General features: G+C 47.0%; 27 protein-coding genes. 21 read left to right on the top strand and 6 right to left on the bottom strand.

Annotated elements, in window-relative coordinates:
- The first annotated feature begins 7 nt into the window (after positions 1 to 7).
- The 8 genes from ACFQNG_RS03385 (at position 8) to ACFQNG_RS03420 (ending at position 8,424) form a co-directional block, all read left to right on the top strand.
- Complete coding sequence (locus ACFQNG_RS03385; RefSeq protein ID WP_379863427.1) at positions 8 to 553, top strand: GNAT family N-acetyltransferase; 546 nt, start codon at positions 8 to 10, stop codon at positions 551 to 553.
- A gap of 448 nt (positions 554 to 1,001) precedes the next feature.
- Complete coding sequence (locus ACFQNG_RS03390; protein ID WP_379863428.1) at positions 1,002 to 1,538, top strand: RNA polymerase sigma factor SigX; 537 nt, start codon at positions 1,002 to 1,004, stop codon at positions 1,536 to 1,538.
- Positions 1,538 to 2,719 carry an anti-sigma factor gene (locus ACFQNG_RS03395; protein WP_379863429.1) on the top strand — a complete coding sequence of 394 codons (1,182 nt, stop codon included), beginning with the start codon at positions 1,538 to 1,540 and terminating at the stop codon, positions 2,717 to 2,719. The genes ACFQNG_RS03390 and ACFQNG_RS03395 overlap by 1 nt, the downstream gene beginning before the upstream one ends.
- 77 nt (positions 2,720 to 2,796) lie before the next feature.
- Positions 2,797 to 3,747: an ABC transporter ATP-binding protein gene (locus tag ACFQNG_RS03400; protein ID WP_379863430.1), complete on the top strand. Its 951-nt coding sequence runs from the start codon at positions 2,797 to 2,799 to the stop codon at positions 3,745 to 3,747.
- Positions 3,731 to 4,591, top strand: coding sequence for an ABC transporter permease (locus ACFQNG_RS03405; protein WP_379863431.1), 861 nt, complete (start codon positions 3,731 to 3,733; stop codon positions 4,589 to 4,591). The genes ACFQNG_RS03400 and ACFQNG_RS03405 overlap by 17 nt, the downstream gene beginning before the upstream one ends.
- Positions 4,592 to 4,972: 381 nt before the next feature.
- Positions 4,973 to 5,686, top strand: coding sequence for an LPXTG cell wall anchor domain-containing protein (locus tag ACFQNG_RS03410; RefSeq protein WP_379863433.1), 714 nt, complete (start codon positions 4,973 to 4,975; stop codon positions 5,684 to 5,686).
- A 330-nt stretch (positions 5,687 to 6,016) separates the two neighbouring features.
- Positions 6,017 to 7,249: an amidase domain-containing protein gene (locus tag ACFQNG_RS03415; protein ID WP_379863434.1), complete on the top strand. Its 1,233-nt coding sequence runs from the start codon at positions 6,017 to 6,019 to the stop codon at positions 7,247 to 7,249.
- Between the two features lie 212 nt (positions 7,250 to 7,461).
- The gene (locus ACFQNG_RS03420) at positions 7,462 to 8,424 is read left to right on the top strand and encodes a hypothetical protein (protein WP_379863435.1); all 963 of its coding nucleotides are present in this window, start codon (positions 7,462 to 7,464) and stop codon (positions 8,422 to 8,424) included.
- Positions 8,425 to 8,560: 136 nt separating this feature from the next.
- On the opposite strand, the gene ACFQNG_RS03425 is transcribed toward ACFQNG_RS03420, so the two are convergent.
- Positions 8,561 to 9,166, bottom strand: coding sequence for a hypothetical protein (locus ACFQNG_RS03425; protein WP_379863436.1), 606 nt, complete (start codon positions 9,164 to 9,166; stop codon positions 8,561 to 8,563).
- Positions 9,167 to 9,413: 247 nt separating this feature from the next.
- Here ACFQNG_RS03425 and ACFQNG_RS03430 point away from each other — a divergent pair, with 247 nt between their 5' ends.
- The 9 genes from ACFQNG_RS03430 to ACFQNG_RS03470 all read left to right on the top strand — a co-directional run bounded on the left by ACFQNG_RS03430 (position 9,414) and on the right by ACFQNG_RS03470 (position 16,525).
- Positions 9,414 to 9,902, top strand: coding sequence for a CarD family transcriptional regulator (locus ACFQNG_RS03430; protein ID WP_379863437.1), 489 nt, complete (start codon positions 9,414 to 9,416; stop codon positions 9,900 to 9,902).
- Positions 9,903 to 10,183: 281 nt separating this feature from the next.
- The gene (locus ACFQNG_RS03435; protein ID WP_379863438.1) at positions 10,184 to 10,870 is read left to right on the top strand and encodes a hypothetical protein; all 687 of its coding nucleotides are present in this window, start codon (positions 10,184 to 10,186) and stop codon (positions 10,868 to 10,870) included.
- Between the two features lie 301 nt (positions 10,871 to 11,171).
- Entirely contained in the window at positions 11,172 to 11,984 is an 813-nt protein-coding gene (locus ACFQNG_RS03440) for an MBL fold metallo-hydrolase (protein WP_379863439.1), read from the top strand.
- A 170-nt stretch (positions 11,985 to 12,154) separates the two neighbouring features.
- Entirely contained in the window at positions 12,155 to 12,610 is a 456-nt protein-coding gene (locus ACFQNG_RS03445) for a MarR family winged helix-turn-helix transcriptional regulator (RefSeq protein WP_379863440.1), read from the top strand.
- A 19-nt stretch (positions 12,611 to 12,629) separates the two neighbouring features.
- Positions 12,630 to 13,307: an HlyD family secretion protein gene (locus ACFQNG_RS03450; RefSeq protein WP_379863441.1), complete on the top strand. Its 678-nt coding sequence runs from the start codon at positions 12,630 to 12,632 to the stop codon at positions 13,305 to 13,307.
- Between the two features lie 51 nt (positions 13,308 to 13,358).
- Positions 13,359 to 13,973, top strand: a complete 615-nt coding sequence (locus tag ACFQNG_RS03455) for an HlyD family secretion protein (protein ID WP_379863442.1) — start codon at positions 13,359 to 13,361, stop codon at positions 13,971 to 13,973.
- Positions 13,974 to 14,008: 35 nt separating this feature from the next.
- Positions 14,009 to 15,556, top strand: coding sequence for a DHA2 family efflux MFS transporter permease subunit (locus tag ACFQNG_RS03460; RefSeq protein WP_379863443.1), 1,548 nt, complete (start codon positions 14,009 to 14,011; stop codon positions 15,554 to 15,556).
- 39 nt (positions 15,557 to 15,595) lie between these two features.
- Entirely contained in the window at positions 15,596 to 16,135 is a 540-nt protein-coding gene (locus ACFQNG_RS03465) for an NAD(P)H-dependent oxidoreductase (protein ID WP_379863444.1), read from the top strand.
- Positions 16,136 to 16,150: 15 nt separating this feature from the next.
- On the top strand, positions 16,151 to 16,525 hold the full coding sequence (locus ACFQNG_RS03470; RefSeq protein ID WP_379863445.1) for a hypothetical protein: 375 nt from the start codon (positions 16,151 to 16,153) through the stop codon (positions 16,523 to 16,525).
- Between the two features lie 246 nt (positions 16,526 to 16,771).
- Here ACFQNG_RS03470 and ACFQNG_RS03475 read toward each other — a convergent pair whose 3' ends face one another.
- Both ACFQNG_RS03475 and ACFQNG_RS03480 read right to left on the bottom strand, forming a co-directional pair.
- A complete protein-coding gene (locus ACFQNG_RS03475; protein WP_379863446.1) occupies positions 16,772 to 18,784 on the bottom strand; it encodes a sensor histidine kinase in 2,013 nt (670 codons plus the stop codon).
- Positions 18,785 to 18,837: 53 nt separating this feature from the next.
- The gene (locus ACFQNG_RS03480; RefSeq protein ID WP_379863447.1) at positions 18,838 to 19,542 is read right to left on the bottom strand and encodes a response regulator transcription factor; all 705 of its coding nucleotides are present in this window, start codon (positions 19,540 to 19,542) and stop codon (positions 18,838 to 18,840) included.
- 340 nt (positions 19,543 to 19,882) lie between these two features.
- Between ACFQNG_RS03480 and ACFQNG_RS03485 the strand changes: the two genes are divergently transcribed.
- Together ACFQNG_RS03485 and ACFQNG_RS03490 are read left to right on the top strand one after the other, a co-directional pair.
- On the top strand, positions 19,883 to 20,110 hold the full coding sequence (locus ACFQNG_RS03485) for a hypothetical protein (protein WP_379863449.1): 228 nt from the start codon (positions 19,883 to 19,885) through the stop codon (positions 20,108 to 20,110).
- A 716-nt stretch (positions 20,111 to 20,826) separates the two neighbouring features.
- Positions 20,827 to 21,042, top strand: a complete 216-nt coding sequence (locus ACFQNG_RS03490) for a hypothetical protein (RefSeq protein ID WP_379863450.1) — start codon at positions 20,827 to 20,829, stop codon at positions 21,040 to 21,042.
- Positions 21,043 to 21,617: 575 nt separating this feature from the next.
- Here ACFQNG_RS03490 and thrB read toward each other — a convergent pair.
- On the bottom strand, positions 21,618 to 22,550 hold the full coding sequence (gene thrB, locus ACFQNG_RS03495) for a homoserine kinase (RefSeq protein ID WP_379863451.1): 933 nt from the start codon (positions 22,548 to 22,550) through the stop codon (positions 21,618 to 21,620).
- Positions 22,547 to 23,614, bottom strand: a complete 1,068-nt coding sequence (thrC, locus tag ACFQNG_RS03500; RefSeq protein ID WP_379863452.1) for a threonine synthase — start codon at positions 23,612 to 23,614, stop codon at positions 22,547 to 22,549. The genes thrB and thrC overlap by 4 nt, the downstream gene beginning before the upstream one ends.
- Positions 23,615 to 24,155: 541 nt before the next feature.
- On the opposite strand from thrC, the gene ACFQNG_RS03505 reads away from it, so the two are divergent.
- Both ACFQNG_RS03505 and ACFQNG_RS03510 read left to right on the top strand, forming a co-directional pair.
- Positions 24,156 to 24,824: an HD domain-containing protein gene (locus ACFQNG_RS03505; RefSeq protein ID WP_379863453.1), complete on the top strand. Its 669-nt coding sequence runs from the start codon at positions 24,156 to 24,158 to the stop codon at positions 24,822 to 24,824.
- Positions 24,825 to 25,020: 196 nt separating this feature from the next.
- Entirely contained in the window at positions 25,021 to 25,668 is a 648-nt protein-coding gene (locus ACFQNG_RS03510) for a hypothetical protein (RefSeq protein WP_379863454.1), read from the top strand.
- 22 nt (positions 25,669 to 25,690) lie between these two features.
- Here the strand turns inward: ACFQNG_RS03510 and ACFQNG_RS03515 are convergent, their stop codons facing one another.
- Complete coding sequence (locus ACFQNG_RS03515) at positions 25,691 to 25,819, bottom strand: hypothetical protein (RefSeq protein ID WP_379863455.1); 129 nt, start codon at positions 25,817 to 25,819, stop codon at positions 25,691 to 25,693.
- Positions 25,820 to 25,979 lie beyond the last annotated feature (160 nt).

Raw genomic sequence — 25,979 nt, forward strand, 5'->3', positions numbered from 1 at the left:
GGATATCATGATAATAAACAAACGAGAATTTTATGTTAATGGGTTGAATTATATTATCAGATCTGCAACCCTAAAAGATGCAAAAGATTTGTCTGAATTAAGATTACAGATTGATGGAGAGACTGAAAATTTGGACAGAGAAAAAGGGGAGGCGTTCATAGATATACCAGGATTTGAACAGATTATAAAAACGGACACTGAGAATCCAAGAAACTTATTTTTAGTTGCTGTAGTTCATGATCGGATCGTCGGGTTTTCAAGATGCGAAGGAATTTATTTAAATAGATTCTCTCATAAAGTAGAATTTGGAGTATGCGTATTAAAAGATTTTTGGGGATATGGGATTGGGAAAAATCTTTTAAAAGAATCTGTTTCTTGGGCTGACTCCAATGGCATTAAAAAAATTACTTTGAATGTTTTAGAAACAAATGATAAAGCCATTGAATTGTATAAAAGGTTTGGCTTTGAAGTCGAAGGCATATTAAAAAACGACAGAATTCTTTCTGATGGTAAATACTATAACACCATTATTATGGGAAGATTTTATGAATGATATCTTATAAAGCTGTAACAGAGATGTTTAACATAGCCTTTAAAAAAGCGCAATACTCGTTCCTTATTCATGGGCAGCCAAGTCTGCGTAATTCGCATATGTATCTTCCGCATAGACAGAGTTCCTCATTACTCTTTTCTTTTTATTTTGATATCTTGAGTTTGAGTTTAATTTCCGAATAAAAAGTTGTCCAACTTTTGGATAGCTTTTTTTGTATATTTGGCATTACGTGTGAATAGGGGTTTCGCGTTGGCGCAGCCCTTTTCATTTTGCCGAAATCGAGAAAACGGCTAATGCATACCACTTTTCCGAAAGACCTATTTTTGGATCTCTTCCCGTTTAAAACGACTTGCCAAGTGTCATTCACAAAACGTTCACTTCCTTAACGTGTCATAAAAATGCTCTTTCCGGTGTCTATGATATGGGACGGTTGGAAAGGAGGTTCAGAATGGAAGGGTTGGTATCTTTGCAAGAACAGCCGAGAGATGCCTTGCATGATTTTGAGGCGTTATTCAAAACCCACTATCCATTTGTTGTCAGACAAGTGATGCGTATCATTCCTTCACAATCGGTCGCGGAGGATATTGCCCAAGATGTATTTCTTCGGTTTTACCATGCGAACCGCTCCGGGGTTGAACATGTTGCCGCATGGCTGACGAGGGCGGCCATCAACGCTTCCTACAATTACTTGCGTTCCGAAAAACGGCATTCGGCTCGCGTCGAAAAAGAGACGATGCATTCTTCCGGCACAGCCCCTTCGACGGAAAGCAGATGGTTGGAACGGGAAGAGATTGCCGCGGTAAGGAACATCCTATCTCAAATGGATGAGCGGGAACGTAATCTGTTGCTGATGAAATACTCCGGCTTTAGTTATGATGAATTGGCAGAAGCCATCAACATAAAAAAGGAATCTGTGGGAACCCTTTTATCCCGCGCAAAAAGCAAATTCCGAAAACAATATAAACAGATAAGGGGGGATGACTGATGGTGTGCAAAGATCAAGCGCAATTACAGGCATATCTGGATGGGGAGCTGACCCGGAACGAACGGAAACAAATGGCGTTGCACTTGGAGCAATGCCCCGAATGCCAAGCGTTGCTTACGGAAATGAAAGAGTTGGAGGATTGGACTCGCATCAACATCAGGGAAAGCTTCCCTCATACCGACTCTTCCTTGGTGATTGATGGGGATGAAGCTTGGAGTCGCTTCACTGGGCGGTTGGAAACAAGTGAAAGTCAAATGAAACAACCGATACTAATACAAAAACAATCTGCAAAGAATGGGAGATGGAAGCATATGAAAAAATCAACAAAGCGTTGGATTTCCGGTGTCGCGGCGGCGGGAGCCGTGTTGGGAAGTTTAAGCATCCCACAGGTCCAGGCCGCCGCCAGTGAACTGCTCTCTGTTTTCCGTGTGGATCAGGTTGAGTTTGTGAAGCTGACGGAAAAAGACCTCGAGTCTGTGGAAAGGTTCCTCGAAAGCAAAAATGTCGGCTCATTGGATTTGAAAGGAATGGGGAAGATTCGGATCGAGGGGGATCAAAAGGAAGAGGGGGTTCGCCATTTCGATTCGTATGAGCAAGCGGTAAAATCGGGAGAGGCGTTACCGAAAATCCCGGCTGACGCGAAAGCGGTGGGCGAAGTCACTGTGCAGGAATCCAGGACGATCCATTTCCAGCTGGACACGGACAAAGTAAACAAATTGTTGCATCAATTGAACAGCGGGGTCAAATTGGATGACAAATTAAATGGGAAAACATTCAGTGTGGAGGTTCCCAAACAATTGGATTTGAATCTAATATCGGATAAGGGCGAATTTCAATACTCCATCACAAATATTCCACAAATCCAAGTGGAGAAAGATGTGGACATCATCAAACTCCGCCAAACCATCCTTTCCCTTCCGTTTATTCCGGAAAACATCAAAAGCCAATTGGTGGACATCAATGATTGGCAGCACACGCTTCCGATTCCCGTTTATGGAGAGCGTGACAAAGTGCGCGAAGTGCAAATCAATGGGGTGAAAGGAATCGTTGTTCAAGGGCCTACGACGGGGTGGGAAACACTCATCTGGCAAAAAGACGGGAAGATCCATTCATTAACCAATTACAGCGATCAGGTTAAAATGGACCAACTTATCGAAATGGCTCGGAAAATGGGCAAATAGAAAGCGGAAAGCAGAGTGACTTCGGATGAAGTGACTCTGCTTCCATTTATTCAACAAGAGAGAAGGGAAGAAAACGAATGGGTCCGTATGTGATTGAAACCGATCGACTCACCAAATTGTATGATGGAAACAAAGGATGCCGGGATATTACATTAAAAGTCCCGAAAGGGGTGGTCTATGGATTTCTGGGACCGAACGGAGCGGGCAAGAGCACATTTGTCCGCTCCTTGCTGGGACTGATTCAACCGACGGGAGGAACCGCCACCATTTTGGGACAACCTATCTCTTCGCTTGCTTCCCGTAAACAGGTTGGATATCTCCCGGAACTGTTCCGCTATCCCGATTGGATGACGGGAAGGAAGCTGTTGGAATTTCATGCAAACTTGTGCAAAGTGGATCCCAAACAGCAAAGAAGGTTAATCGATGAGTTGTTGGACCGGGTTGGGTTACATAATCGGGGAGATGAAAAAATCAGCGGTTATTCCAAAGGGATGCAACAGAGAATCGGGCTCGCCTGCGCCTTGATTTCCGATCCGGAGGTTATTTTTTTGGATGAGCCCACTTCGGCCCTCGATCCAATCGGGAGAAAAGAGGTTCGCGAATTGATCTGTGAGTTGCGGGACAAAGGAAAAACTGTCTTTTTAAACAGCCATTTGCTGAGTGAGGTGGAAACGATATGCAACCATGTGGCCATTATCAATAAAGGGAGGTTGATTGTCCAAGGCGATTGGCGCGAGCTTACATCTATAGAAACCCAAGTGGAGGTCACTCTTTCTTCCGTGCCAAACCAAGTATTTGCTTCGTTGTCCGATCTTGTGCTCAACAGCGAAAAAATCCGTGATGAAAACGGAAAAAGTTGTTGGCTATTAACCCTCAAAGAGGAAGAAAGTATTCCTTCCTTGATCTCGGCGATAACGTCCCAACAAGGGAAAGTGTACCAGGTGACGCCCAAGAAGCAAAATCTTGAGGATATTTTTATGTATTGGGTCAATCGGAAGGAGTCAACGGAACATGTGGACCATTGCTAAGTTAACGATAATAGAAATCTTTTATAAGCGCATATTTCTCGTTATCTTATTGATGTCATTGGCCTTCCTTGTCTTTTATGGTTTAGGAATCCATTTCTTGGAAGGTAAAATGGCTCCGGCGACCGGGAATGGAACGAACGCTGTTTTGGAAAAAGGCTTTTTGTCTACACAATTCTACGGAATGGGATTATACTTCGCCTCTTTCATCACTTCCCTTTTGGCCATTTTCAGCAGTGTGGGAAGCATATCGAGAGAAATCGAGAGCCGGCAAATCGACCCTTGGTTGTCACGTGCCCTCGCAAGGTCATCTTTTGTTTTTGGGCGTTTTGTCGGATTGAATCTCTTGCTGGTTTCATACTCGATTTTCCTCTTCCTGGGGGTGACGGCGATCAATCAATGGGTCGGGGATCAGCTGAAAGCGGATGTGTCCATGTTTCAACTCGCCCAGGCTTTGGGATTGTTCATTTTGCAACCGGTGATTCTTGTTGCCGTTTCCCTCTTTTTCAGTGCTCGGATTTCCACTCTGAACAGTGGAATCATGATGATCATGCTGTATGTGATCGGCATGTTTGGCGGATTCATTGAGCAGTTTGGCGCCATGACCCAGGTGAAAGTGATGGTGAACATCGGGATCATAACCAGCCTGATCTTTCCGATCGACTCTTTGTTCAGGAAAATGACGATCTATTTGTTTGACGCGGCAGACAATCCCATTTCCTTAGCCACTCAAGGAATATTTGGGAGCGTATCAATCCCAAGTGACATCATGATGGTCTATGCTTGTCTGTATGGAATGATTGCTGTTTGGCTTGCGATTCGTTCATTTTCGAAAAGGGATTTCTGAATTGGGGAACGATGCGCCATATATGGGGTCAAAACATCTAACGCGCAGTATTGTTCGGGGGTTATTCAGGTTAAATCAAGATTGGGATGGGTAATGATTCCATCTCGGCGTGTGAGGTTGAATCCCTCTTGGATGAGTCAATATCTCTGACAATGATCAACCAATAAATGAAAATTTTTATATAATATTATTATACTAAAATGCCATCCGAATCTTTTTTGAGCGATATCTTTCCTTGTTTCTTCCCATCAATTGCCGTGACTATGAATAACCTGAGATAGAAAATTTTTCGTTTTAAAAGTGTACACATGTTTCAGCATAATCCAGCATTAAAAAATTATCTCCTATACGAATGAAATAATATACGGAGGTGATTGATAGATGTTTAGAAAAATGAGTCAAAAATCGTTCGTTTTTATGGTCGCTGCGTTTATGGTATTGGGAGCTCCCGCCATCGCGCTCGCCTGCAACTGGGGCGCAAAAGCAGAAGGTGATTGCAACCAATTATCGGTAACGGTTAACATTGCCAGAGGAAGTGAAGAGGCGGCCGGTACATATGATTTGTATTGGGCTAAAGAGGGAAGTGCCAAAAAGGGACAAATTATTGCATCCGGTGAGGTTCCCGCCTTGAAAAGCGGCGAGGTCCACAAAGTCGTTTATAATCCCAAAGATAACAAAAACGGAAATGAAGGAAACTACATTTTCCATCTGAAGGAACCAAGAGGCAGCATTTGGAGCAACCAGGTCAATGTCCAAGGTTGCAAAAATCAAGATGATAACAATAGACAAAACCCAGGCACTCCGGGGAATGGTGATACCCCTGATAAAGGACAAAACCCAGGTACCCCGGAAAATGGTGATATTCCTGATAAAGGACAAAACCCAGGCACCCCGGAAAATGGCGATACCCCAGAGAAACCGGGCAACCCTCATTCGCCAGCGAACGGAGATCAGCCGGTCGCTGAAAAGCCAAATAACGGTTCAGGTGGAAAAATGCCAAAAACGGCTACGAACTATCCAATCGCCATGGCGTTGGGAAGCTCTTTGCTCTTGGCTGGTGTAAGTTTGTTTTTCTTCCGTCGTCATACGGCTTAAGATAAAAGCAAAGCTTTCCTCTTTATGGAGAAATTAGAAAGTAAGACAATCTAAATCAGAGCGCACCAGCTCGCGAGGATGTACCTTCAAGCCCGCCCTAGCTAATATGGCTAGGGTTTTCTTCGTTTTCCTCCCCCAGGGAATATATGCGAAAAATTTTATCATTCCAGTGGAATCACGAACTTTTTGGGTATAACGGCAAATCGCTAACAACTGACTCAAATTTATCAAAAATATTTATCTAATTGTTAATAAAAATATTACTCGCTAAGTATCATTTATCCTATTATTTAATCATGAATCTGTTACATCGAGAAAGAGGGAGCCAGCATGAATAGAATCATGATTTGCGCCATGATGCTCTCGCTGATCGTCAGCGGATGTTCGTCCACGGATGCGCAGTCGGGAACGAAAGAACAGCCAATGGTGCAAGAAACGAATGGGAAAGAAAGCGATACGGCCCAACTTGATGAAGCGGTTGCCTCCACCGAACCGGTCAAGCAGAGTCCGCAAGTCAACCAGAGCGGGAGTTCTGATCAGCCCAAGGTGTCGACATCGAACCAAAAGCTGTTGCAAAAGGTGAATTACTATAAGAAATCGGATAAAAAGAAGCCAGCGCCTGAACAAACAGCCTTATCAGCCATTAAAAAAGCGGCGCAACAACACCAAGTCAATGTCAAACCGGATGTCAATGATGCGAAGTTCCGCGAGATGGTGATTGTCGCGGCAACCAATATCCAATCCCTCACCCCCGCTGAAGCAAAAGCGGTGACGGAATATGCCAAAAAAGTGGATGCTTACGAAAATGAAACAAAAAACAAAATCATTAAAAATATGGAACAAAGGCTGAAGATGGGGGCGACTTTGACGGAGGAAGAAAAAAGCACACTGGAAGCTTTAACCCCCATCAATCCGGGACAGAAGCTGGAGATGAGCTCAGACATGTCCGGCCAGGGTCAGGGCAAGCAAGAAAAACCGAATAACAAACAACCACAACAACCGCAAAACGAAAAACCAAGCCAACAGCCCCAACAGGAAAAACCAGGTCAACAGCTCCAAGCGCAAAAGACAAGCAATCAGTACAATCCAATTGCGGCCAGGGATTATGCATACAAGTGGTGGAACAAGCGGAACAACAAGGAGTATGGCTATTACTCGCGGGTAAGCGGCGGTTGCGAAAACTGCTGGCCGGATTGCACCAACTTTGTATCGCAAGCGATTAAAGCGGGTGGCATTCAGGAGAGAAGAACCGGCACTTACTGGTATTACAGCGACCAAAAACCTTCTTATGCCTGGGGCGTGGCAAACAGCTTTTACAAGCACTTTAAAGACAGAGCGCAACAGGTAAAAGATTGGAAGGATTTATCGGTGGGGGATGTTGTCAGTATCGATTTTGACCATGATGGGGATATTGAACATTCGGCGATTATCACGCGCATCGGAAGACATGATGTCTATGTCACCCAGCATTCAAGCGACAAAAAGGATTCGCCCATTTCCCCCTGGTTGCTGGCAGGCTATGACGTGTACGCTTGGAAGATGAGCACGGCAAATAATAAATAAGTAATATGAGCCATCTGTAAACTGATGATCTTACCCAAGATCGCCAGTTTACAGATTTTTTTCTGTTGTGGCAGAAGACCCCTTGTCAGAAGATGAAGGAACCCGATCCTTTTTCGTCATAAAAGGCCCAAATCCATGGTTAATTTCGAAATAAAGGGGTATTAGATGTTGAACAATAGGATTATTTCTGCATCAGCTAATGGGGGAATCTTATGAGGAATCTGATTGCGCCTTTCGGGAAGTTCGGTGTACAGTTTATTCTGCTTTGGCTCTTATTTGTCATCATTGGAGTTTGGACGAAAGGGGTCATCCTGTTTTACGGTTCGCTTGCAATCATCATTTATGCCGTTGTTCAGTTGGTAAAAAAGCAACAGAAGAGAGGAGTCATTTATTTGGGAATCGGTGGGGGGTTTTTCATTTTAAGCCTCATCCTTGGTTTTGTCTACATGGAAGACCTGAAATCCAGTCAAGCAGATCTGTCCAAACAGAAACAATCCAAACGCATGACGAAAAAGGAACAAACGAAAAAACCCCTTGCCCCAGCCAAGCCAGAGTTATCATTTGAGGCCACTTCCATCACCACCAGGGAAACGAAGAACATCATCAAGGGCACAACAGAACCGGGAGCAACAGTGATGGTTTATTTCGAAGATACGTTTTTGTACAATGATCAACACGTGGATTTGCGCACAGATGGCAAAGGCCACTTTCAATATGAAGCCTCCACCCCATTCCCCGGACGATACCCTGTAAGATTTCAGGTAGAACAGGGCGGGATGGTTGTGAACGAACAGGTGGTTACCATTAAGCGTGAAGATACGCCAGACTTTGAAGCCGCATTCAAACAATCTTCTAAGATGGTCAAGTATGGTTTGCTTGCCAAAAACCCCGACGCTTATAAAGGGGAACGCTTGAAAATCAAAGGCAAAGTCTTGGATATCCGCGAGTTCCCCCATGAAGGACAAATCATCCTCTCCACCACCCGCAAAGGAAATGGCGAATGGGAGCCTGATGATATCGTCAAGATCAGCTATAACGGAACCAATGATATCGTCAAACGGGATGTCATTACCGTGTATGGGATCGGGCATGGGGATTATGCTTACCTGACCTCATCAGATAAGGTCGTTTACATCCCTTTGATCAAATCGCTCTATATCGAGAAAGCAAGATAACGGAGCATTTTTATTTTGAATGGGAAATAAAAAAGTCCGTCCAGCCGATGAGGACGGATTCTGTGTGTGGAACCGTCGCCAAAAATGGATGACGCGGGATGGCGAAGAGTCATTTGTTTGACAAGCGGTTCCTTTGCTAGTCATTGCATTGGAACCAGTTCCAGATGGAAGGTTTGCATTCCGGTTCTTCTTTTTGCGGTTTATCGTCGTCTTGGGATGGGGGCGGATTTGTGGGTTCCGCCGGTTTCGTCTGGTCTGTCGGTTCGGGTGGCGGGGATGGTGGATGGACCGATGTCTTCGACGGCGCATTTGTCTCTGACGGTTTGGATTTGGAGATGCTTTCAGTGGCGTTTTTTTGTTTGGGGGATGGTTGGTTGATTGTTTCAGAGACAGGTGCGGGATCGAGATGTTGAACGGTCTGTTGATTCCGCAAATTAGTAAAAACGGTTGGTTTGCGCCCCCTTGCGGGATCCGTTGCAGGGCTGGATGGCGTTTTGGCAGTGATCTTGCTTTTGTTCTCTTGTTGAGCACTCAGGGCATACCAAGCCGCAATGATGAGGAGAAGGGAGAGTGCCGCCGCCATAACAGACCATTTTTTGTAAGAATTCTGGCTCTTTCCCTTTGCATGATCCGAAGTGATCTCCGCTTTTTTTTCTTTATAATGGTTTTCCAAAAGGTTGTGTTTGATGGGTTTGTGATTTGACAACAACATGTGCTGACGCTTTTTCCAACGAGTGTCCATTGAAATGAGCCCCTTCTGATGGTCTTAACGCCACTCAAATGGTAGCATAAATGATTGCCATTTCCAATCCCATTGTCCCACGTTTAACAATATCGTTATCGTCCTCATGTGGGGGGTTTTGTGTATTGGAAACGTAGAATAACGTAATTACATATTGACTTTGTCTTTTTGTTCATAGTAAAATATATAATTTATTTGTAAATAATCAACCTCTGTGTTATGCTTGATAAATAGCGCTGATTTGGGGGTGATTGCATTGTTTCGGGTTGGAGATAAAGTTGTGTATCCAATGCACGGCGCGGGGATCATCGAAGCGGTGGAAGAAAAAGAGATTCTGGGTGTAAAACAGCCATATTATGTGCTAAATATTACAACAGGGAACATGCAGGTGATGATTCCCGTAACGAAGGCAGCCGAATTAGGGATACGTTCCATTGTGGATTTGATGGAACTGGATGATATACTGAACAACTCTTCAAAAACAAATCTTGATCCATCCATTCAGTGGAATCAACGGCATCGTGTATTCATGGATAAGATGAGAACGGGCAATATCCAAGATGGGGTTGATGTGATTCGTGAATTGGCATTCAGAAGCCAAACGAAAACACTGAGTCGGGGAGAGAAGACGGTGTTGGATCAAGCAAGGCAGATTTTTATCAGTGAACTGGTGTTGGTGAAAGGAATCACCGAGGATCAAGCGGTTGATTTATTGGAGCAAATGGTTGACTGCTAGCGACAGGGAAGATGGGGTGCATGGAACAAGAAAGCTGTCGGCTTAAATCCGACCCCGGTCGCTTTCGGCGATTTCCCGATCAATCCATGCCTGTTTTACCGCACTCGAAGTCGTCTCCATGTGGGGCGGCTTTTTATGGTATAACCGCAAAAGCGGTCGGTGGAACGCAATTAGCGATAATTATATCGATGGAGCGTAAATCATTTCATTTTAGTGAAGGAATTGATTGTATATAGGAGAATTCATTTAAAAAAACACATATTAATCCTCGGAGGTCGTCCATGCCAGACACTTTTTCTTTTTCCAATCAGGCGGATCGCAAGTACGCCATTGTAAAAATGGATGCGATCCCTTCTTGTACCGGAGAGCCGAACTACCATGACGAGTACTATTTCGTGTTTGAAACCAAACTTCTCGAAAAGACGAAGCTGGTTTCCGGTGAAGACATAGAACCCAGTATTGTCAATGTGGACATCGTGCACCACAAATGCCTTCCCCTCTTCAAGAAAGGCGTCTATCAAGCTGATAAGCTGTTGTATCAAGGGGGAAGAATGCGGGTGAATGCGTTTATTGAGATCGAGGAAATCACAAGCGCCTATGATACCAAATATATCGCCGTGCTGAAAGATCAGTTGGTGCAAAGAGGGGAGAGCAAACGAATCACCATGCAAAAGGTGCTGTTGTTGCAGGTTAACAAAGGGGAGCAAGGCCAGCTTGACAATTGCGAGCTGGTGAAATATGCGGCGCAGTTCGAGTCCGCCATTGCCTACCAGGAGGGGAAGCGGCGGATCAACCGATATTACGAAACCTTTTTTTATTTGGATCATCTCTTGAAAGAGAAGGGGAACGAAAAGGATAAAGAGTACATAGAACGCGTGTTGGAGATGGTTCGGTCCGAAAAAGAGCATGAGGAAAAACGGGATTTGGAACGTTTGCATCGTTATGAGGAGTTGCGGCGCAGTTTGTAGGGCTTCAGTTGAAGGGATTGGATCCAGTCGGGGGTGTTGGAATGGTGTTTTCCCGCAAAGTTGCAACTTGCCAACATGACGCCTTTCTCCGGCGGAAAGCGATCAGTTAGGGCGTGTCTGATAAATATGTCGGCGGCTCAACTTGATTTGCCAGACATGCCCTAGTCGGGTTTGAGCTCTTCGCACTCAGCTTATTCCCCTTAAACCCGGTTGTCCCGCCTGAGTGAGGCGGCTTTTTTATGAAAGCGATTCCTGTTAAAATTAATTGAATTATCATTCACTTTGGTTGACGGAGGTAAATATGAACAAGAATCAAGTGACACTCAAGAAGTTCGGGGAAGTTGGTTCCATTCAAGGACGGTTTATCCGTTTTGGAACCCCTTTCACTTACTGCCTGTACTTCGTCGATGGCCTGTTGATTGACACCGGTCCACCCAGACACCGGAAAGAAATTACCCGATTAACCGATTCGCTGGATATCAAAATGATCGGATTGACTCATTTTCACGAGGATCACTCGGGTAATGCGGCTTGGTTGTCCAGGCGTTATCAAGTGCCTGTATATATGGGCAGAAAGACCGCTCAGATCTTGCAACATCCTCCTTTGATTCCTTTTTACCGGCGTTATGTGTGGGGGCAAATGGAGTCGGTGCAAGGAGAAGTGCTGCCAAACGAACTGGTGACCTCCAACCATCGATTTTTGGTCATTCCTTCGCCCGGACATGCCAAGGACCATTGTTGCTTTGTTGAGATGGAACGAGGGTGGCTGTTTGCCGGTGACCTCTTTCTTGGCAAACGGCTTTACTATGGCCTGCGCGATGAATCGGTTCCTGATATGATTCAGTCGATCGATTCGGTTTTGTGCCATTCATCGGTACAAACGCTCTTTTGCGGTCATGCCGGCATCGTGGAAGAGGGACGGGAGGCGCTCAGTGCGAAAAAAGCTTACTTGGAACAACTGGTGAAACGGACAAAGGAACTGGCGGGCGCAGGCGTTGGCGAGAGGGAGATTGCCAAAGAGCTCCTTCCCCGCCACCCCCTATTGGAATGGATCTCTGGCGGTGAAATGGCTCCCGTTCATTTAATCCGCTCCATTTTAAAGGAAAACCGCTGAAAAAAATACGCCGCACAGCGGTTTTTTTGATTGTGGCAAACTCGAATTGTCAAAAGTTGTTCTCATTTTCCAATGTCTTGTTGATTGACTTCTAAGGAATGGTATTTTAGTATATTAATCATTCGGATATCGAAGGATTAATAAGGCTAATCTTTAGAGGGAGAAAGGATATGAACGGAAGGGAACTTCTCTATACCTTGGTTCGACTTTATCGAGACAGCCTTTATCTCTATCATCAGAAATTGCAAACGGAGTTCAAGGATATCGGCATCTCCCTTTTGCAAGCGAAGATCATTCATTTGTTGAAGGGGGAAGGGCCGCAGTCATTGAGTGAGGTGAGCAAAAAATTGGGCATGCCCAATAGTTCACTTAGTGAAATAGTTGATCGGCTGGAAGAGAGAGGACTGTTGTACCGTGAACGGGACCGGAAAGACCGTCGAATCGTGTGGATCCATTTGAGTCAAAAGTGTGAGTCGTTCTTGCAAACACTGGAAGACAAGGAAGTAAGACGGTTGGAGCAGTTATGGCCGAAAGATCAAATGGATGGTGATATCCGGTTGTTGGCTGAGATGTTACAGAGATTTGTGGAGATACTAACTTCACTCAAACAAGATGAAAATTCATGAGCAAGGGAGTTACCGCTAGATGAAACGCGTGTTAATCGGTGTGATTACGTTGGTTTTTATCCTTGCGGCGGTTGGCGGAGGGGCGTATTACATCCAACAGCACTCGCAATATGTCATCACAGACAATGCGCAAGTGAAAGCGGATGTCATTCCGATCGTGCCTATGGCGGTAGGGAAGTTGACAGAGTGGTCTGTCCATACAGGGGATCGGGTGGAACAAGGTGCCCCGTTGGGAGTGGAAGAAGTGGCATCAGGGAACCCCTCCCCGACAAATGGCGCAAAAGCTCAAACTCCGAACGTTGTGACAACGCCCATCACTTCCCCGATTGCGGGCACGGTGTTAATGACCCATGCCGTACCGGGGCAAGTGGTGGCGGCGGGGCAACCGATTGCGGTGCTGGCCGATTTGTCCAAAACATATGTGTTGGCCTATGTGGATGAAGCTGAAATGGGTGACATTCATAAGGGGCAACAAGTGGATGTTCAGTTGGCCTCCGACATGGATCGGGTCATCACCGGCCGCATTGCCGAGGTTGGGCTGACGGCGGGCACGGTCTTGTCCGGCACTTCAAAACAAGCCGCGACCGGAAACGATAAAGAAGTGCAACGTGTCCCAGTCAAAATCACAGTGGGTGAAGATGAGACAAATAAGTTGATCCCAGGAATGAATGCAATGATCAAAATCCATCGGTCCTAAACATTACAGCAAAAAGGAAGGCGAGAGAGTGTGAAAACAGGGAGATTATTGTTGTTGAATGCCTTTATATTCTTGGTCATCGTGGCTTTGGGCATTAGTGGATATTATTACTATTACAATACGACCAATTTCATCGACACCGAGGATGCCCGGGTGACAGGGGATATCGTTCCGGTATCGGCAACGGTCGGCGGAATGGTGAAAGACTGGAAAGGGCAAGAAGGGAAGACCGTCACGGAAGGGCAAGTGTTGGGCAAAGTGATGGTTGGGAATCAAGCGACCGACATTGTGTCCCCGATCGCGGGCACGATTGTGCAGAGCAAATTGGTTGATGGGCAAATGGTGGCGCCGGGGCAAGTTGTGGCCCAAGTGGTTGACTTAAGCAAACTTTACATTCAAGCCAATATTGAGGAAACGGTCATCAATGATGTACGGGTGGGACAAGAAGTCGATATAGTCGTGGATGCGGAACCCGACACGAAGATTGAGGGAAAAGTGGCACAAATCGGCCTGGCCACCAATTCCATGTTCTCGTTGATCCCGCAACAATCGGCGAGTGGCGATTACACCAAGGTGATCCAGCGCATTCCAGTGAAAATCGAAATGGACAATTACTCCGAAGCGTTGGTTCCAGGGATGAATGCGACGATTCGCATCCACAAGTAAATCGGTCAGGCGATTGAAGAAAGGAGGGAAAACGCGTGGCTACCAATGGCAAATCAGGAATAGGCCAACACATTCCCTTGCTGACCGTTCTGATGCTGGGGATGTTTTTGGCGGTATTGAACCAGACCCTGCTGAATGTGGCGATCCCACACCTGATTCATGAGTTTAATGTGGAAGCGACGACAGCGCAATGGTTAATGACGGGCTATATGCTGGTAAACGGGATTTTGATCCCTTTGTCAGCCTATCTCATTGAACGTTTTGGGATCCGTACCCTGTTTTTGTTGGCGATGGTGTTCTTTACAGGAGGGGCGCTCCTGTGCGGCATTGCCCCCAACTTTTCGATCATGTTGATTGGCCGCCTGATTCAGGCGGTTGGCGGCGGGATCTTGATGCCGCTTGTCATGGTGATCATTTTGTCTGTCTTTCCACCGGAAGCCCGTGGGAAAGGCATGGGAATCTTCGGCTTGGGGATAATGTTTGCCCCCGCTGTGGGCCCCACTTTATCCGGCTGGGTGATTGAACATTACAGTTGGCGCATTTTGTTTAACGGCATGGTGCCTTTGGGGTTCATCGTGATTGTGTTGGCGGCGTTCATGTTGCGGGATACCGGAGAGCGGGAAAAACCAAGATTTGACATGTGGGGGACAATCACGTCATCACTTGGGTTTGGCTTGCTGTTATATGGATTGAGCGAGGCCGGCTCCAAAAGTTGGGACGATCCGATTGTGGTGAGTTCGCTGGCTTTGGGGGCATTTCTGGTGTTCTTGTTTATCGCGTTGCAGTTGAGGGCGGAGAAACCGATGCTCGATTTCCGGGTGTTCAAATACGATATGTTCGCCTTGTCGACCGTGATCAGCGCCATTGTGACGATTGCGATGTTTGCGGGGATGTTTTTATTGCCGATTTACCTTCAGAACTTGCGTGGGTTTACCCCATTGGAGTCAGGTTTGCTCCTGTTGCCGGGGGCGATCATCATGGGGATCATGTCTCCGATTTCCGGCTCATTGTTCGATAAAATAGGGCCACGTCCCCTTGCGGTTGTCGGATTGCTGATTACGACGATCACGACCTATGAGTTTACCCGTTTGACGCTGGAGACAAGCTATACTTTTATTTTGATCCTCAATATGATTCGTTCATTCGGGATGTCGTTGTTGATGATGACGATCATGACCGCCGGATTGAATCAGTTGCCGCAGGAGAAGAATAGCCATGGCACGGCGATGTCCAATACGTTGCGGCAAATTTCCGGTTCCATGGGCATCAGCATCATGACGACGATTTTTTCGATGAGAATGGACTTCCACTTGGGCAAATTGAGCGATCAAATGAATTTGATGGATCCGACGTTTAGCCAGGCGTTTTACGCCAAAGCGGGTGACGTTGCGAGCGCCACTGGCATGCCGGTCGCAAAAGCGCAAGAGACGGTGGCTTCACTCTTATACGGGCAAGCGAGCCAGCATGCGGCGGTGTCCGGGATTAACGATGCTTTTTGGTGGGCGACCGGTTTTGCCCTCTTGGGGTTCATCTTGAGCTTTTTCATGCGGGATGTGCGGAAAGATCAGCGTAAGGCGGTTTAGGTTGCCTTGGTCAATCATGTTGCAAAGGAGTAGTCAGTGATGAAAATCTTTGTGATATATGACAGTGAGAGTGGACATACCGAAGCTTTGGCCCAAGCGGTTGCGGAAGGGGCGCGCCAAGCGGAAGGGGCTGATGTGGTGTTGAAACATGTGCGTGAAGCGGAAGTCAGCGACTTGGCGGAAGCGGATGCACTGATTTGGGGATGCCCCGGGCATTTTGGCACGATCAGCTCCGGTTTGAAACAGTGGATCGATAAGTTGGGACACGTCTGGATGACGGGACAATTGGTCGGCAAAGTGGGCGCCGCTTTTTGCACAACAGCCACTGTGCATGGTGGGGCGGAGATGACGTTGTGGAACTTAATCACGCCCATGCTTCACAACGGGATGATTATTGTGGGATTGCCAAGCAACCTTCCGGAAAATGCCTTGGTCGGCTCCTACTACGGAGCGGCGGTGACTTGCCCTGTGGAACTGGAGGAAAGCACCGTTCCGCGCCAGCTGATCTCGGACAACGACCGCGCTCTCGGAAGGGCGCTGGGCGCGCGCGTGGCGGAAGTGGCGAAAAAATTGAAGTAAAGAGGAAGGATCGAGATGGTGGATAATATCACGTGGCTTATCCTGTTTTATCTGGTTCTCTTCGTCGTGGGCGGAGGGTTATTGGTTGGAGTCAATCGGCGAGCTGGCCAGACCAACGAACAGAGGGAACAACCACAGAAACATGATTCCAATCCGGGTCCCTCTTCGCCGCTGACAAATGAGCAACAGGCAGATTCCGCTCGCCTCCCCCAAGTACCGGCGCAAACGGGTGCGGGCATATCGGACAGGCAATACCGCGAAGCCCTTCGCAAAAGCTTGGGCGTGGGTGCGGAGTCTAACGCTAAGCCGGAAGAGGCGAAGGATGCCCACAGCAGTGATAAACAATACCGGGATGCTCTGCGCGCCATGCATCAGAAGCGAAACGAATAGGCAGCCGTCCTTGCTTTGGCAGTTGAACGACCTGGGGAAGGCCGCAGTCGACGGCGAGAAAGGAAAACGATGTGCAGTGGTATAGAAAAGGCCGCATAGCACAAATGCGGCCTTATTAAGAGAGGCTGACTGAGGTGTCTGGGTGTTACTTTCTAGACAAAAACATCATAATGCATGTTTGTTACAAATGTTATACAAATACTATACAAAATTGTATAAAAAGATTTTAAAGAAAAAAGATATCGACTAAGTCGAAGTATTTTCTTCATTTGACTTTTCCTGCACTTGCGCCTCTTGATTCCTCGGAAAGATCAGGCGGATGGTTGTGCCTTCTCCCATTTCGCTTTTGGCTTCCACCCGTCCGTCCATCGCCTCTACCATGTTTTTAACCAAGGACAATCCGAGGCCGGCTCCTTGGGTTCGAGAACCGGAATTTCCCTGATAATACCGCTCAAAAATATAAGGAAGATCCTTCTCCGGAATGCCGGTTCCCGTATCGATCACTTCGATTGCCACCGACTCTCTATCCGCCTGGCATGTTAACAAGATCAGGGCGCCTTCAGGCGTGTGGCGCAAGGCGTTCCGCAGCAGGTTTTGCAAAATTTGCTCCAAAATCCGTTCGTCCGCTTGAATCGGCGGCAAGCAAGGCTCCAGTTTCAACTCCATGACGATTTTCTTCTTTTGCCAAGCGATGACGGAGAAGCTGGCATGGAGTTGCTTTAATAGGGGGGGGAGTTCACATGTTTTGACCTGCAACAGCGATTCCAGCGAGCGCTGGTCATCTTCGATCGCGGCGGAGAACAATTCGTCAATCAACCTTTTTAAACGGATGGTTTCCCGTTTTAACATGTCGATATCCACTGGCGCGTGATCTTGGGGCTGTTCTTCCAATAGCTCCAAGTAGCCCAGCAAGATCGCGATGGGATTCCGCAATTCATGCGAAACATCGGCGACAAATTCCCGTTTGCTCAAGAGCAGGTTTTCCACTAGGCGCTTTTCTTTGGCCAAATGGTTGGTTGTTTCTTCCAAGTTGGCGGCCACTTGGTTGAGTTGTTGGCTCAGCACGCCCAACTCATCTTGTTGCCTGTCTTGAATCCGCGCTGACAAACTGCCGGATGACCAAGCCTGGGCCGCCGAGGCCACTTCGCTGATGCGACGAGTAAGGAGTTTGGCCCGCAGATAAGCGAAGGGGAGCGCCAGCAGCAAGGCGATGCAGATGGTCAACAAGGTAACGGGAATCGAGAGTAACAGGAAGAGAAACATGACCAATACCACAATGTCCACATAGAAAAAATCATCGAACTTAATGATTTGGTTGACCACCCCGACGATTTGCCCGTTTTGTCCGCGGATGGGCGCACCGGTCATGTAGACGCTGCCGCTTTTGATCGGAATGCTGTGCAATTGTCCCTTCTGCACGATTTGGTGCACAAACTTTTTTTCTTCCATGGAAATGGGCCGAGTGGAAGGTACCTGATGGACGGTGTGATGGCAGTTCGTGGCCAATAGCCTGCCATGGCGGTCATAAATTCTCCAATGCCGTTCCAACTTGTAGGTGGTGTATTCATAAATGAGTTGATCCCACTTCGTGGTGGGAACGTGCTTGATCCATTCGGGAAATTGGCTGGTCAGTTGGTTTGACTCCATCAAGGGAGCCGCCAAGTCCGCCATTTTTTCCGTTTCCTGTTCCCCCCGCACAACTTGGGGGATCAGAAATGAAATGATGTAGAAGAGAAACCCGCATATGAGCAACATGACAAGGAATAGGAATAACGAGATATGGGACAATGTCATTTGGCGAACCAGCTTTTTGGATGCCCATTTCCATAACTTGTTGATAAACAGGAACAAGAGCCGAAAGGTGACAAACATGGAAAAAGAAAAAAACAGCACGAACAGGAGATCTTCTGGCAGTTCCTTCTGTTCGTTTAACAGGGCGGGGTATTGCTGATAGATGGGAGAGCGGTACAGCAACCACTCCATGACCCATTCGGTGACGACCACCAGACCCAAGTAGGGAAAGAGAAACGAGACCCACCACCAGATAGTTACACTTCTCCCCGCCCCTTTTTTAAGGCGGTAGGCGGGCCATAGGGCCATCCAAAGCTCCGGAATAAAGGTAAGGACATAGACCCACACCAACTCATTGAACGTGTTGACATTCCAGATAAGCAAAACCAGGTACAACAAAAGAAAAGGACTAAATGCCTCAACCAACGCGCGGCCGATATCGGCGGACCGAAACCCTCTCGGAAACAAGCGATTCCCCCCTTGGCTTCCCTAATGAATCCTGCCTCATGCGACCGCACCCATTACGGATCAACCCGTTCGATGACAAACTTATACCCGGTCCCCCAGACGGTTTGCAGTGAGCTGGAGTAGGGTTTCAATTTGCCGCGCAAACGGGAAATATGCGTGTCCACGGTGCGGTCAAACCCCTCGTAGGTGATATCCCACACTTTCTCCAACAGGTACTTGCGGCTGAAGACCCGACCCGGATGCTTGAGAAAAAGATGGAGCAACTCATATTCTTTGGGGGTGAGCTCGAGCAGGCGTTGATCGATCGACACTTCCCTTTTTTCCGGATCGAGTTGGATGAAGCCGTAATCCAAGATCTTGGGCGGTTGGACGGGGGAAGCCCCATGTTGATGCATCATGGCCATCCGCCTAAGCAAAGACCGGACCCTCGCCCGCAGCTCCCCCATGCTGAACGGCTTGGTCATATAATCATCCGCCCCGACATCAAGACCCCAGATCCGTTCCATCTCATGTCCCCGGGCCGTCAGCATGATCACGGGGGTGACGGACGACTCTCTCATTTTCTGGCAAACTGCCACTCCCTCCATATCGGGAAGGTTCCAATCCAAGATCACCAAGTCCGGCTTTTTCTCGCGCCAAAGCTCCATCCCTTCCTGCCCGGTTTGGGCCAAGATGGTTTCATGCATATCCAGGTGCAAATGCCGGGCGATCAGCTGGGACAATTCACTTTCATCTTCCACGATTAAAATCATCGCCATTTGCTTCCACTTCCTATATCCCTTTTTCTATATAAGCCGTGTTTCAACCGTTGTTCACGGGAGGATAACCTGAAATCGACTTCTAATGAGTTTTGCTGTGGCCATCCCGTTGATTTCAAAAGGTTTGTTCCTTTCCAATGGTAACGGAGAGGGAGGGGATATTCAATCTTTAACGACTAGTTAAACGCTTAAAACAACAGTTTCTATAAACATTAGAAAAACTTTTGTAAAAACTGATGATTATACTTTGTTTGCATGCTTGAGAAGAGGGAAGGTTCAACGGTTGAAGTGAAGATGAATCCGGACCCAGCCACATTCATTGTCGATATTCGGGGAGTGTTTGGGAAGAGCGTGGCTGGTTCCAGTGCCCAAACGCGCTGTTGGTAATGCAGGAGAATGGCAAGGGATCGATGCCGATACGGGTGTGGCCGACCGTAACTTGACCCTGATGTATCCCACATATGACAAACGATCCACCAAGATCGTGAGGACGGAAGGAAAATCGTTTACCGTCCGGCAAGGCATGCGGGTGGAATCAAAGTCATTAGGGGAAGGCAAATACTTGTAGGGCATTTTATATTACCGATTATACGCAACAAACAGCATGGTCGGAATGGATTCCAATCAAATAGGTTAATGCTTTGGTTTTGGTTTGGTTTTTGATAGTGGCTTCCTTGTTTAAGGGAGCTTTTTTTTGGCTTGAAGTTGGCGCTTGATGCAATCGTGCCATGGAAGTGGAGAAAGAGACAGATGTTGAGGGGATTCCTGCGGGTTTTTATATGGAACCACATATTCCCTTTTATAAAATATATTTAGGGATGACAGGATATTTTTGTCTTGTTTCGTCCTCATTTTTTGATTTTCAAGGAGTTTAAAACGGAATAATCATTCTTTTATGATAAGGTTTAATAGATAAATTTATTGATTATCATGCAGATTAATTATTTAATTTAAATTAAAAGCAAGGGAGTCGAAAGAAAATCAGTGATTGCTCGATTGATGCGGCAAAGGAAATGAAGGAAGATAATTCTTTATTTATCTATCATTACACTGCTGATGAGGTCGATCGGGATAGGGAAAGCCCCTATCGGCAAACAGGGTGATGGCCTTTCTTTGATTGTTTTGTTTTATTGTATATTAAATTATTTGTTATTATTTTATTTCCCTTTTATATACAGGGAATATATGCTCGTAATGGTATTTCCTTCTTCAAAGGATATCTTTTCCTTATTTTTCGTTGCCGACGATATGCTCATTCTATAGATATAATGGAGATGATATATTGTGGAGGAAAAAAAGAAAAAAGGGGTAGGAGATAAGTTATTCGTTTTCATCGGGATCGGCTTATTTGCTATATTTATTTTAGTCATACCTGTTTTAATTAATATCGGTATCCTTTCTTTGCTCAAAAACGTTGGTTTTTTAGGCATAAATATCCGATCAACAACGGGTATGGCTCAGTTTGGGATTGGCATGATATTGTATTTAATGCTGCTTTGACAGTAGGATTAATTATAGAGTTTAGTTTGCAGTATCTTTTAGGTGAGAGAAAAAAATCAAAGCTTTACTAGATGTCTTTGCAAATTTCTTGTTAGTCCTTTCATATATTTATATTCTAGATATAATCATTAATGATTTATCGCTTTCTCTTTATGGGCTTTTAAGTTTATCCTTTATTTATTCCCTTATCTTTGACGCTCTTGAAAATCTAAAGGGACCTTGGGAAAAGGTGAAAAAATACAATCTTTAAGAATATCATTTGCAAAAGTGCCCGAGGCACTTTTTTGTTTTGTTCGGGGGATTAACTTGCCTGTTCTATCATATTTAAGTAATATTCAGTCTTGTATCGATTTATTGTTTCGGTTATTTCATTCCTTTTTTCTATAGGACGAAATAAACAAAAGGCAAGAGCATAAACAGCTACGGAGCCCGTCTCGGACCCGTAGCTGTTTATCGCCAATGTGAAGATTTCGCTCGCCACAAAGCAACTGGTTCCCTCTTTGTAAGCGGTTAAGCGTTTCCTGCTATGCAGAAGGGGTCCTCTTGCGATGGCGGGTGGGGATCTTTTTTGGTGCCTATGCCGAACCTTGATGAACCACTTGATCGATGGTTTGAACAACGGCACCGGTATCGCAGGGAGCCAACTCAACCAGGTCGACGGCGATGTCCAATTTTTGATACAGGTTCCGAAAGTAGGATTTCGCTTCGGCGACATCTTTGCAGATGGCGAGCAGAGTCGGACCGGCGCCGCTTAACGCCACGCCATAAGCCCCATGGAGGGGGGCTTCCGCAATCGCTTCCTTCAATCCTGGAACGAGGGAAAGCCGGTAAGGCTGATGAAACAAATCATCCATCGCCACAGAGAGGAGATCCCAACGCTCTTGCAACAAGGCGGCCACCAACAGATTGGCCCGACTGCTTGACAGAACCGCTTGGCCTTTGGGGTAGGCGTCGGGCAATACCCCGCGAGCATGTTCAGTGAGCAAGGCCTGTTCCGGAATAACGGCGAGGAATGGCAGGGATGGAGACGGGCAAGGGATGATATGCACTTGTTCACCGTCCCATGAACCGACCACCACTCCGCCATAGAGAGAAGCCCCCACATTGTCGGGGTGCCCTTCCCACTGAGTCGTAAACCATAATAACTCTTCCTTGGACCACCGTCCGCCCAACATATGGTTGACCGCCACATAACCACCGACGATGGCTGCGGCGCTGCTGCCGAGTCCTCGTGCCAAGGGGATCTGGTTCTTAATTTCCAATGCGAACGGAAAGAACGGAACATCGGCTTCGGCGAAGGCTTGCTTCATCACTTTGATCACCAGGTTGCGTTCATCCAGCGGAATGTCCTCCGCATCTCCGTTGACGACGCGGATGTCGAGGGTGGGAGACGGGGAAAAGCGCAAGCGCAGGTAACGGTTAAACGCCATGCCGATGGAATCGAAACCGGGTCCCAGATTGGCAGTGCTGCAAGGTACGATCACTTCAAAAGGGGCAAATGGATTCATGCCAATGAACCTTTCTCTTCCTTCACGAATTGGAGGATGGCCTCTTTGCTGCAAGGGATGACTTCAGGTTGGACATCAACGGTTTCCAGGGCGGTGGTCGGATCTTTTAAACCGTTTCCGGTCAAGACACAGACGATGGTGGCACCCGCGGGGCATCGGCCTTGTTTGTGCAATTTGATGACACCGGCGACAGAGGCAGCGGAAGCCGGTTCACAAAATACCCCTTCCATACGTGCGATTTTGCGGTAGGCGGATAAAATCTCATCATCGGTGACGCTGTCGATGAAGCCATTGGATTCGGATGCGGCGGCTACAGCTGTTTTCCAACTGGCCGGATTGCCGATGCGGATGGCAGTGGCGATGGTTTCCGGTTGATCGATCGGCTCCCCCCGCACAATCGCGGCGGCTCCTTCCGCTTCAAATCCCCACATTTTGGGTAAGCGCTGGATGCGGTTTTCTTGGGAGTATTCTTTAAATCCTTTCCAATAAGCGGTGATGTTACCGGCGTTGCCGACGGGGATGGCCAAGATGTCCGGAGCTTCACCCAGTTGTTCACACACTTCAAAAGCGGCTGTTTTTTGTCCTTCAATGCGATACGGATTGACGGAGTTTACCAGCGTGATGGGGTATTCCTCGGTGATTTTCCGCACCAATGACAAAGCTTGGTCGAAGTTCCCTTCGATGGCCAAGACCTTGGCGCCGTACATGACGGCTTGTGAAAGCTTGCCGAGCGCAATATGATTATGCGGCACGACAACATAGCACTGAAGCCCCAATTTGGCGGCATAAGCGGCCGCGGAAGCCGAGGTGTTGCCCGTTGACGCGCACATGACCGCTTGGCTGCCCGCTTCCTTCGCTTTGGCGATGGCCATCACCATGCCACGATCTTTAAAGGATCCTGTTGGATTGGCCCCTTCAAACTTGAGATGTAGATTGACCCCCAGTTCCGCCGATAACCGGGTGGCATGATATAGAGGGGTTTCCCCCTCATATAGCGTCAAGGCAGGGGTTTGTTCAGTGACTGGCAAGAACTGACGGTATTTTTCCAAAATTCCTCGTCTCATCTCATCTTTTCCCTTCTGTATGATGGTTTGGCTGTTGTTGAAAGGTTGGATCTGTACTCCCAGAGCAAACAACTGTATGGTTATTGCGCACATTTTACCCTTTGTAAGCGGTATTGTTCAAGATGTTTTTGGTGAAATTTTTGTTTGTTTCGACGAAAGGTATTTTATTTCATGAAGCAAACATTATTTCTTGGAGATGCATCATGGCCCTGCAACTCTGCTAGCGGGAAAAAAGTCATATGGGTAAAGGGGTAGATTCATATATTAAATAAAAAATTGCTTTTGGAGGACAAAAAGGGCGGTTGCGTTCAAACGGGGGGAGTAAGGCGTATTTATTGGAAAAATTAGATGGTATAGTGAAGGATTCCTAATTAGAGTGTGAATTGGATACAAGATATTGTGGATACTGTGGATAAATATGTGGATATATTGATCGGGTTGGGGATAAAATCATTTGTATTGTGTATAAGTTGAGTTGGTGGATTGTTTCGGTGTATCACACGATAAGGGATTGGGTGCCAATCCGGGGAGGGTCCAGGGGATGAATCAGCAGACGGTGGTTGAGAAAACGGTTATCTATGTGAAAAAAACATTGCAACAGCAAGAGGGGAGCCATGACTGGTTTCATATTGAACGGGTGTGGAAAAATGCCGTCAAGATCGGACTGGCGGAACAAGCAGACATGTTTGTGGTGGAATTGGCCGCCCTCTTGCACGATATTGCTGACCATAAATTTCATGGCGGGGATGAAACGATGGGCCCCCGTGTGGCCAGGGAGTGGTTAACTGAGTTGGGTGTGGATCGCGAAGTGGTGCAGCATGTGTCACAAATCATCGCGGATCTCTCGTTTAAAGGGGCCCACACCCAAACGGTCATGAAGACCAAGGAAGGCATGGTTGTACAAGATGCGGATCGTTTGGATGCGATTGGGGCGATTGGTATTGCTCGTGCGTTTGCTTATGGGGGATATAAGGGGCAAGCGTTGTATGATCCGGAGATCCCGCCAACGTTGCATGCTTCGTTCGCCGAATACAAGCAAGCGAAAAGCACGTCAGTCAATCATTTTTATGAGAAACTCCTTTTGTTGAAAGACCGCATGAATACAGAGGCGGGAAGGAAAATGGCGGCAGAACGCCATGCATTCATGGAACAATTTTTGGAGCGGTTGCAAGCGGAATGTGGAGTGACGTTTGAAAGACCTGAAAGATAACGGGAATCCCCCATTAGCTAGGGAAAGCGGTGTCGCTCCAGAAAAATGAAGCTCCGCCGAGAGTGGCTGGGTTGGAATGGATCACACGCGGTTGCTTTGAAGGGACGTTCTTTCACCCTTCTCACATCTCTTATTCACACCATCACCGCCCTTTCCTGTAGCGGCTGCTTTTTCGGCCATAAAAGGAGGAATAATTGTGAAAAAGGCAGTCATGCTGTGGATAGGTGGGATTTATGTTGTCGGTTTGCTCAGTTGGTGGGGATACGAAGCATGGCAAAGTCCCGAGCGGAATGTCATGATTATGGCGGACCCCGTCGTGGCGCATGACTTGAAGCAGATGAGCCAAGAGGCCTCCTTGATTGTGGTCGCGATCAGCGAGGGGGAGGCGGGGCAAAGGTCAACCGCGTCCTCAACCGAGGTGAAGACGTTCTCTTTTGCGGTGCACGAAACGTTAAAGGGGAAGGCGCCGGCCAATATGCAAGTCCGTGTGCCCTATCGCCGTGTGGAGACGCTGTCCATGGATGGCGAACGAGCGAAAGTGGCTTTGAAGAAACCGATGGTTGTCGCTCCTGCCGTGGGAAAGAAAGTGGTGTTGTTTTTGGATCGGCGCTCAGCCGATGGCGCTTATCACGTCGCCTTTCAACCTTATCTGATCGAACAGGATGAACAGGGAAAAGCGAAGCTCATAATCAGTAAAGAAAGCCAAGCGACTGTGGAGCTGGAAGATGGAACGCGCGTCACGTTAAAAGAGGATGCGCAAATCAAAGACACGATTACGGGTCGGCCTTTTGCCGATGTGGTCAGGGAGATTAAAAACATGGCAGTAAAGCGGTCTGGTTCTTAGCGCCAGACCGCTTTTCTTATTGTTAATCTTCCAATTCGAGATCGAGATCCAAGCCATCCCCATCCAGTTCCAATTCCAATTCCACATCGCCAATTTCAATCTCCAGTTCATCTCCGTCGATCTCAACATCAAATGGTTCAAACAGATCCATTTCATTGGCTCCTTCAATGTGAAGTTTGATACATTTCCATTATAGACAGTCGATTGGAGCAAAAGTTGATGGGAATATTAAAAAAGATTGAAAAGAAGCGGATGGCAAGGGCAGCCTGTTTTATCCAGAAAAAGAACAGGTTGACTCGCATCCCATCTTT

Origin of the sequence: Laceyella putida (assembly GCF_042665195.1) — a bacterium.
GTDB classification, from domain to species: Bacteria; Bacillota; Bacilli; order Thermoactinomycetales; family Thermoactinomycetaceae; genus Laceyella; species Laceyella putida.

Coding starts and splice junctions, on each gene's coding strand:
- ACFQNG_RS03385 (WP_379863427.1), top strand. CDS start 8: ATGATAATAAACAAACGAGAATTTTATGTTAATGGGTTGAATTATATT.
- ACFQNG_RS03390 (WP_379863428.1), top strand. CDS start 1,002: ATGGAAGGGTTGGTATCTTTGCAAGAACAGCCGAGAGATGCCTTGCAT.
- ACFQNG_RS03395 (WP_379863429.1), top strand. CDS start 1,538: ATGGTGTGCAAAGATCAAGCGCAATTACAGGCATATCTGGATGGGGAG.
- ACFQNG_RS03400 (WP_379863430.1), top strand. CDS start 2,797: ATGGGTCCGTATGTGATTGAAACCGATCGACTCACCAAATTGTATGAT.
- ACFQNG_RS03405 (WP_379863431.1), top strand. CDS start 3,731: ATGTGGACCATTGCTAAGTTAACGATAATAGAAATCTTTTATAAGCGC.
- ACFQNG_RS03410 (WP_379863433.1), top strand. CDS start 4,973: ATGTTTAGAAAAATGAGTCAAAAATCGTTCGTTTTTATGGTCGCTGCG.
- ACFQNG_RS03415 (WP_379863434.1), top strand. CDS start 6,017: ATGAATAGAATCATGATTTGCGCCATGATGCTCTCGCTGATCGTCAGC.
- ACFQNG_RS03420 (WP_379863435.1), top strand. CDS start 7,462: ATGAGGAATCTGATTGCGCCTTTCGGGAAGTTCGGTGTACAGTTTATT.
- ACFQNG_RS03425 (WP_379863436.1), bottom strand. CDS start 9,166: ATGGACACTCGTTGGAAAAAGCGTCAGCACATGTTGTTGTCAAATCAC.
- ACFQNG_RS03435 (WP_379863438.1), top strand. CDS start 10,184: ATGCCAGACACTTTTTCTTTTTCCAATCAGGCGGATCGCAAGTACGCC.
- ACFQNG_RS03440 (WP_379863439.1), top strand. CDS start 11,172: ATGAACAAGAATCAAGTGACACTCAAGAAGTTCGGGGAAGTTGGTTCC.
- ACFQNG_RS03445 (WP_379863440.1), top strand. CDS start 12,155: ATGAACGGAAGGGAACTTCTCTATACCTTGGTTCGACTTTATCGAGAC.
- ACFQNG_RS03450 (WP_379863441.1), top strand. CDS start 12,630: ATGAAACGCGTGTTAATCGGTGTGATTACGTTGGTTTTTATCCTTGCG.
- ACFQNG_RS03465 (WP_379863444.1), top strand. CDS start 15,596: ATGAAAATCTTTGTGATATATGACAGTGAGAGTGGACATACCGAAGCT.
- ACFQNG_RS03470 (WP_379863445.1), top strand. CDS start 16,151: ATGGTGGATAATATCACGTGGCTTATCCTGTTTTATCTGGTTCTCTTC.
- ACFQNG_RS03480 (WP_379863447.1), bottom strand. CDS start 19,542: ATGGCGATGATTTTAATCGTGGAAGATGAAAGTGAATTGTCCCAGCTG.
- thrB (WP_379863451.1), bottom strand. CDS start 22,550: ATGAATCCATTTGCCCCTTTTGAAGTGATCGTACCTTGCAGCACTGCC.
- thrC (WP_379863452.1), bottom strand. CDS start 23,614: ATGAGACGAGGAATTTTGGAAAAATACCGTCAGTTCTTGCCAGTCACT.
- ACFQNG_RS03505 (WP_379863453.1), top strand. CDS start 24,156: ATGAATCAGCAGACGGTGGTTGAGAAAACGGTTATCTATGTGAAAAAA.
- ACFQNG_RS03515 (WP_379863455.1), bottom strand. CDS start 25,819: ATGGATCTGTTTGAACCATTTGATGTTGAGATCGACGGAGATGAACTG.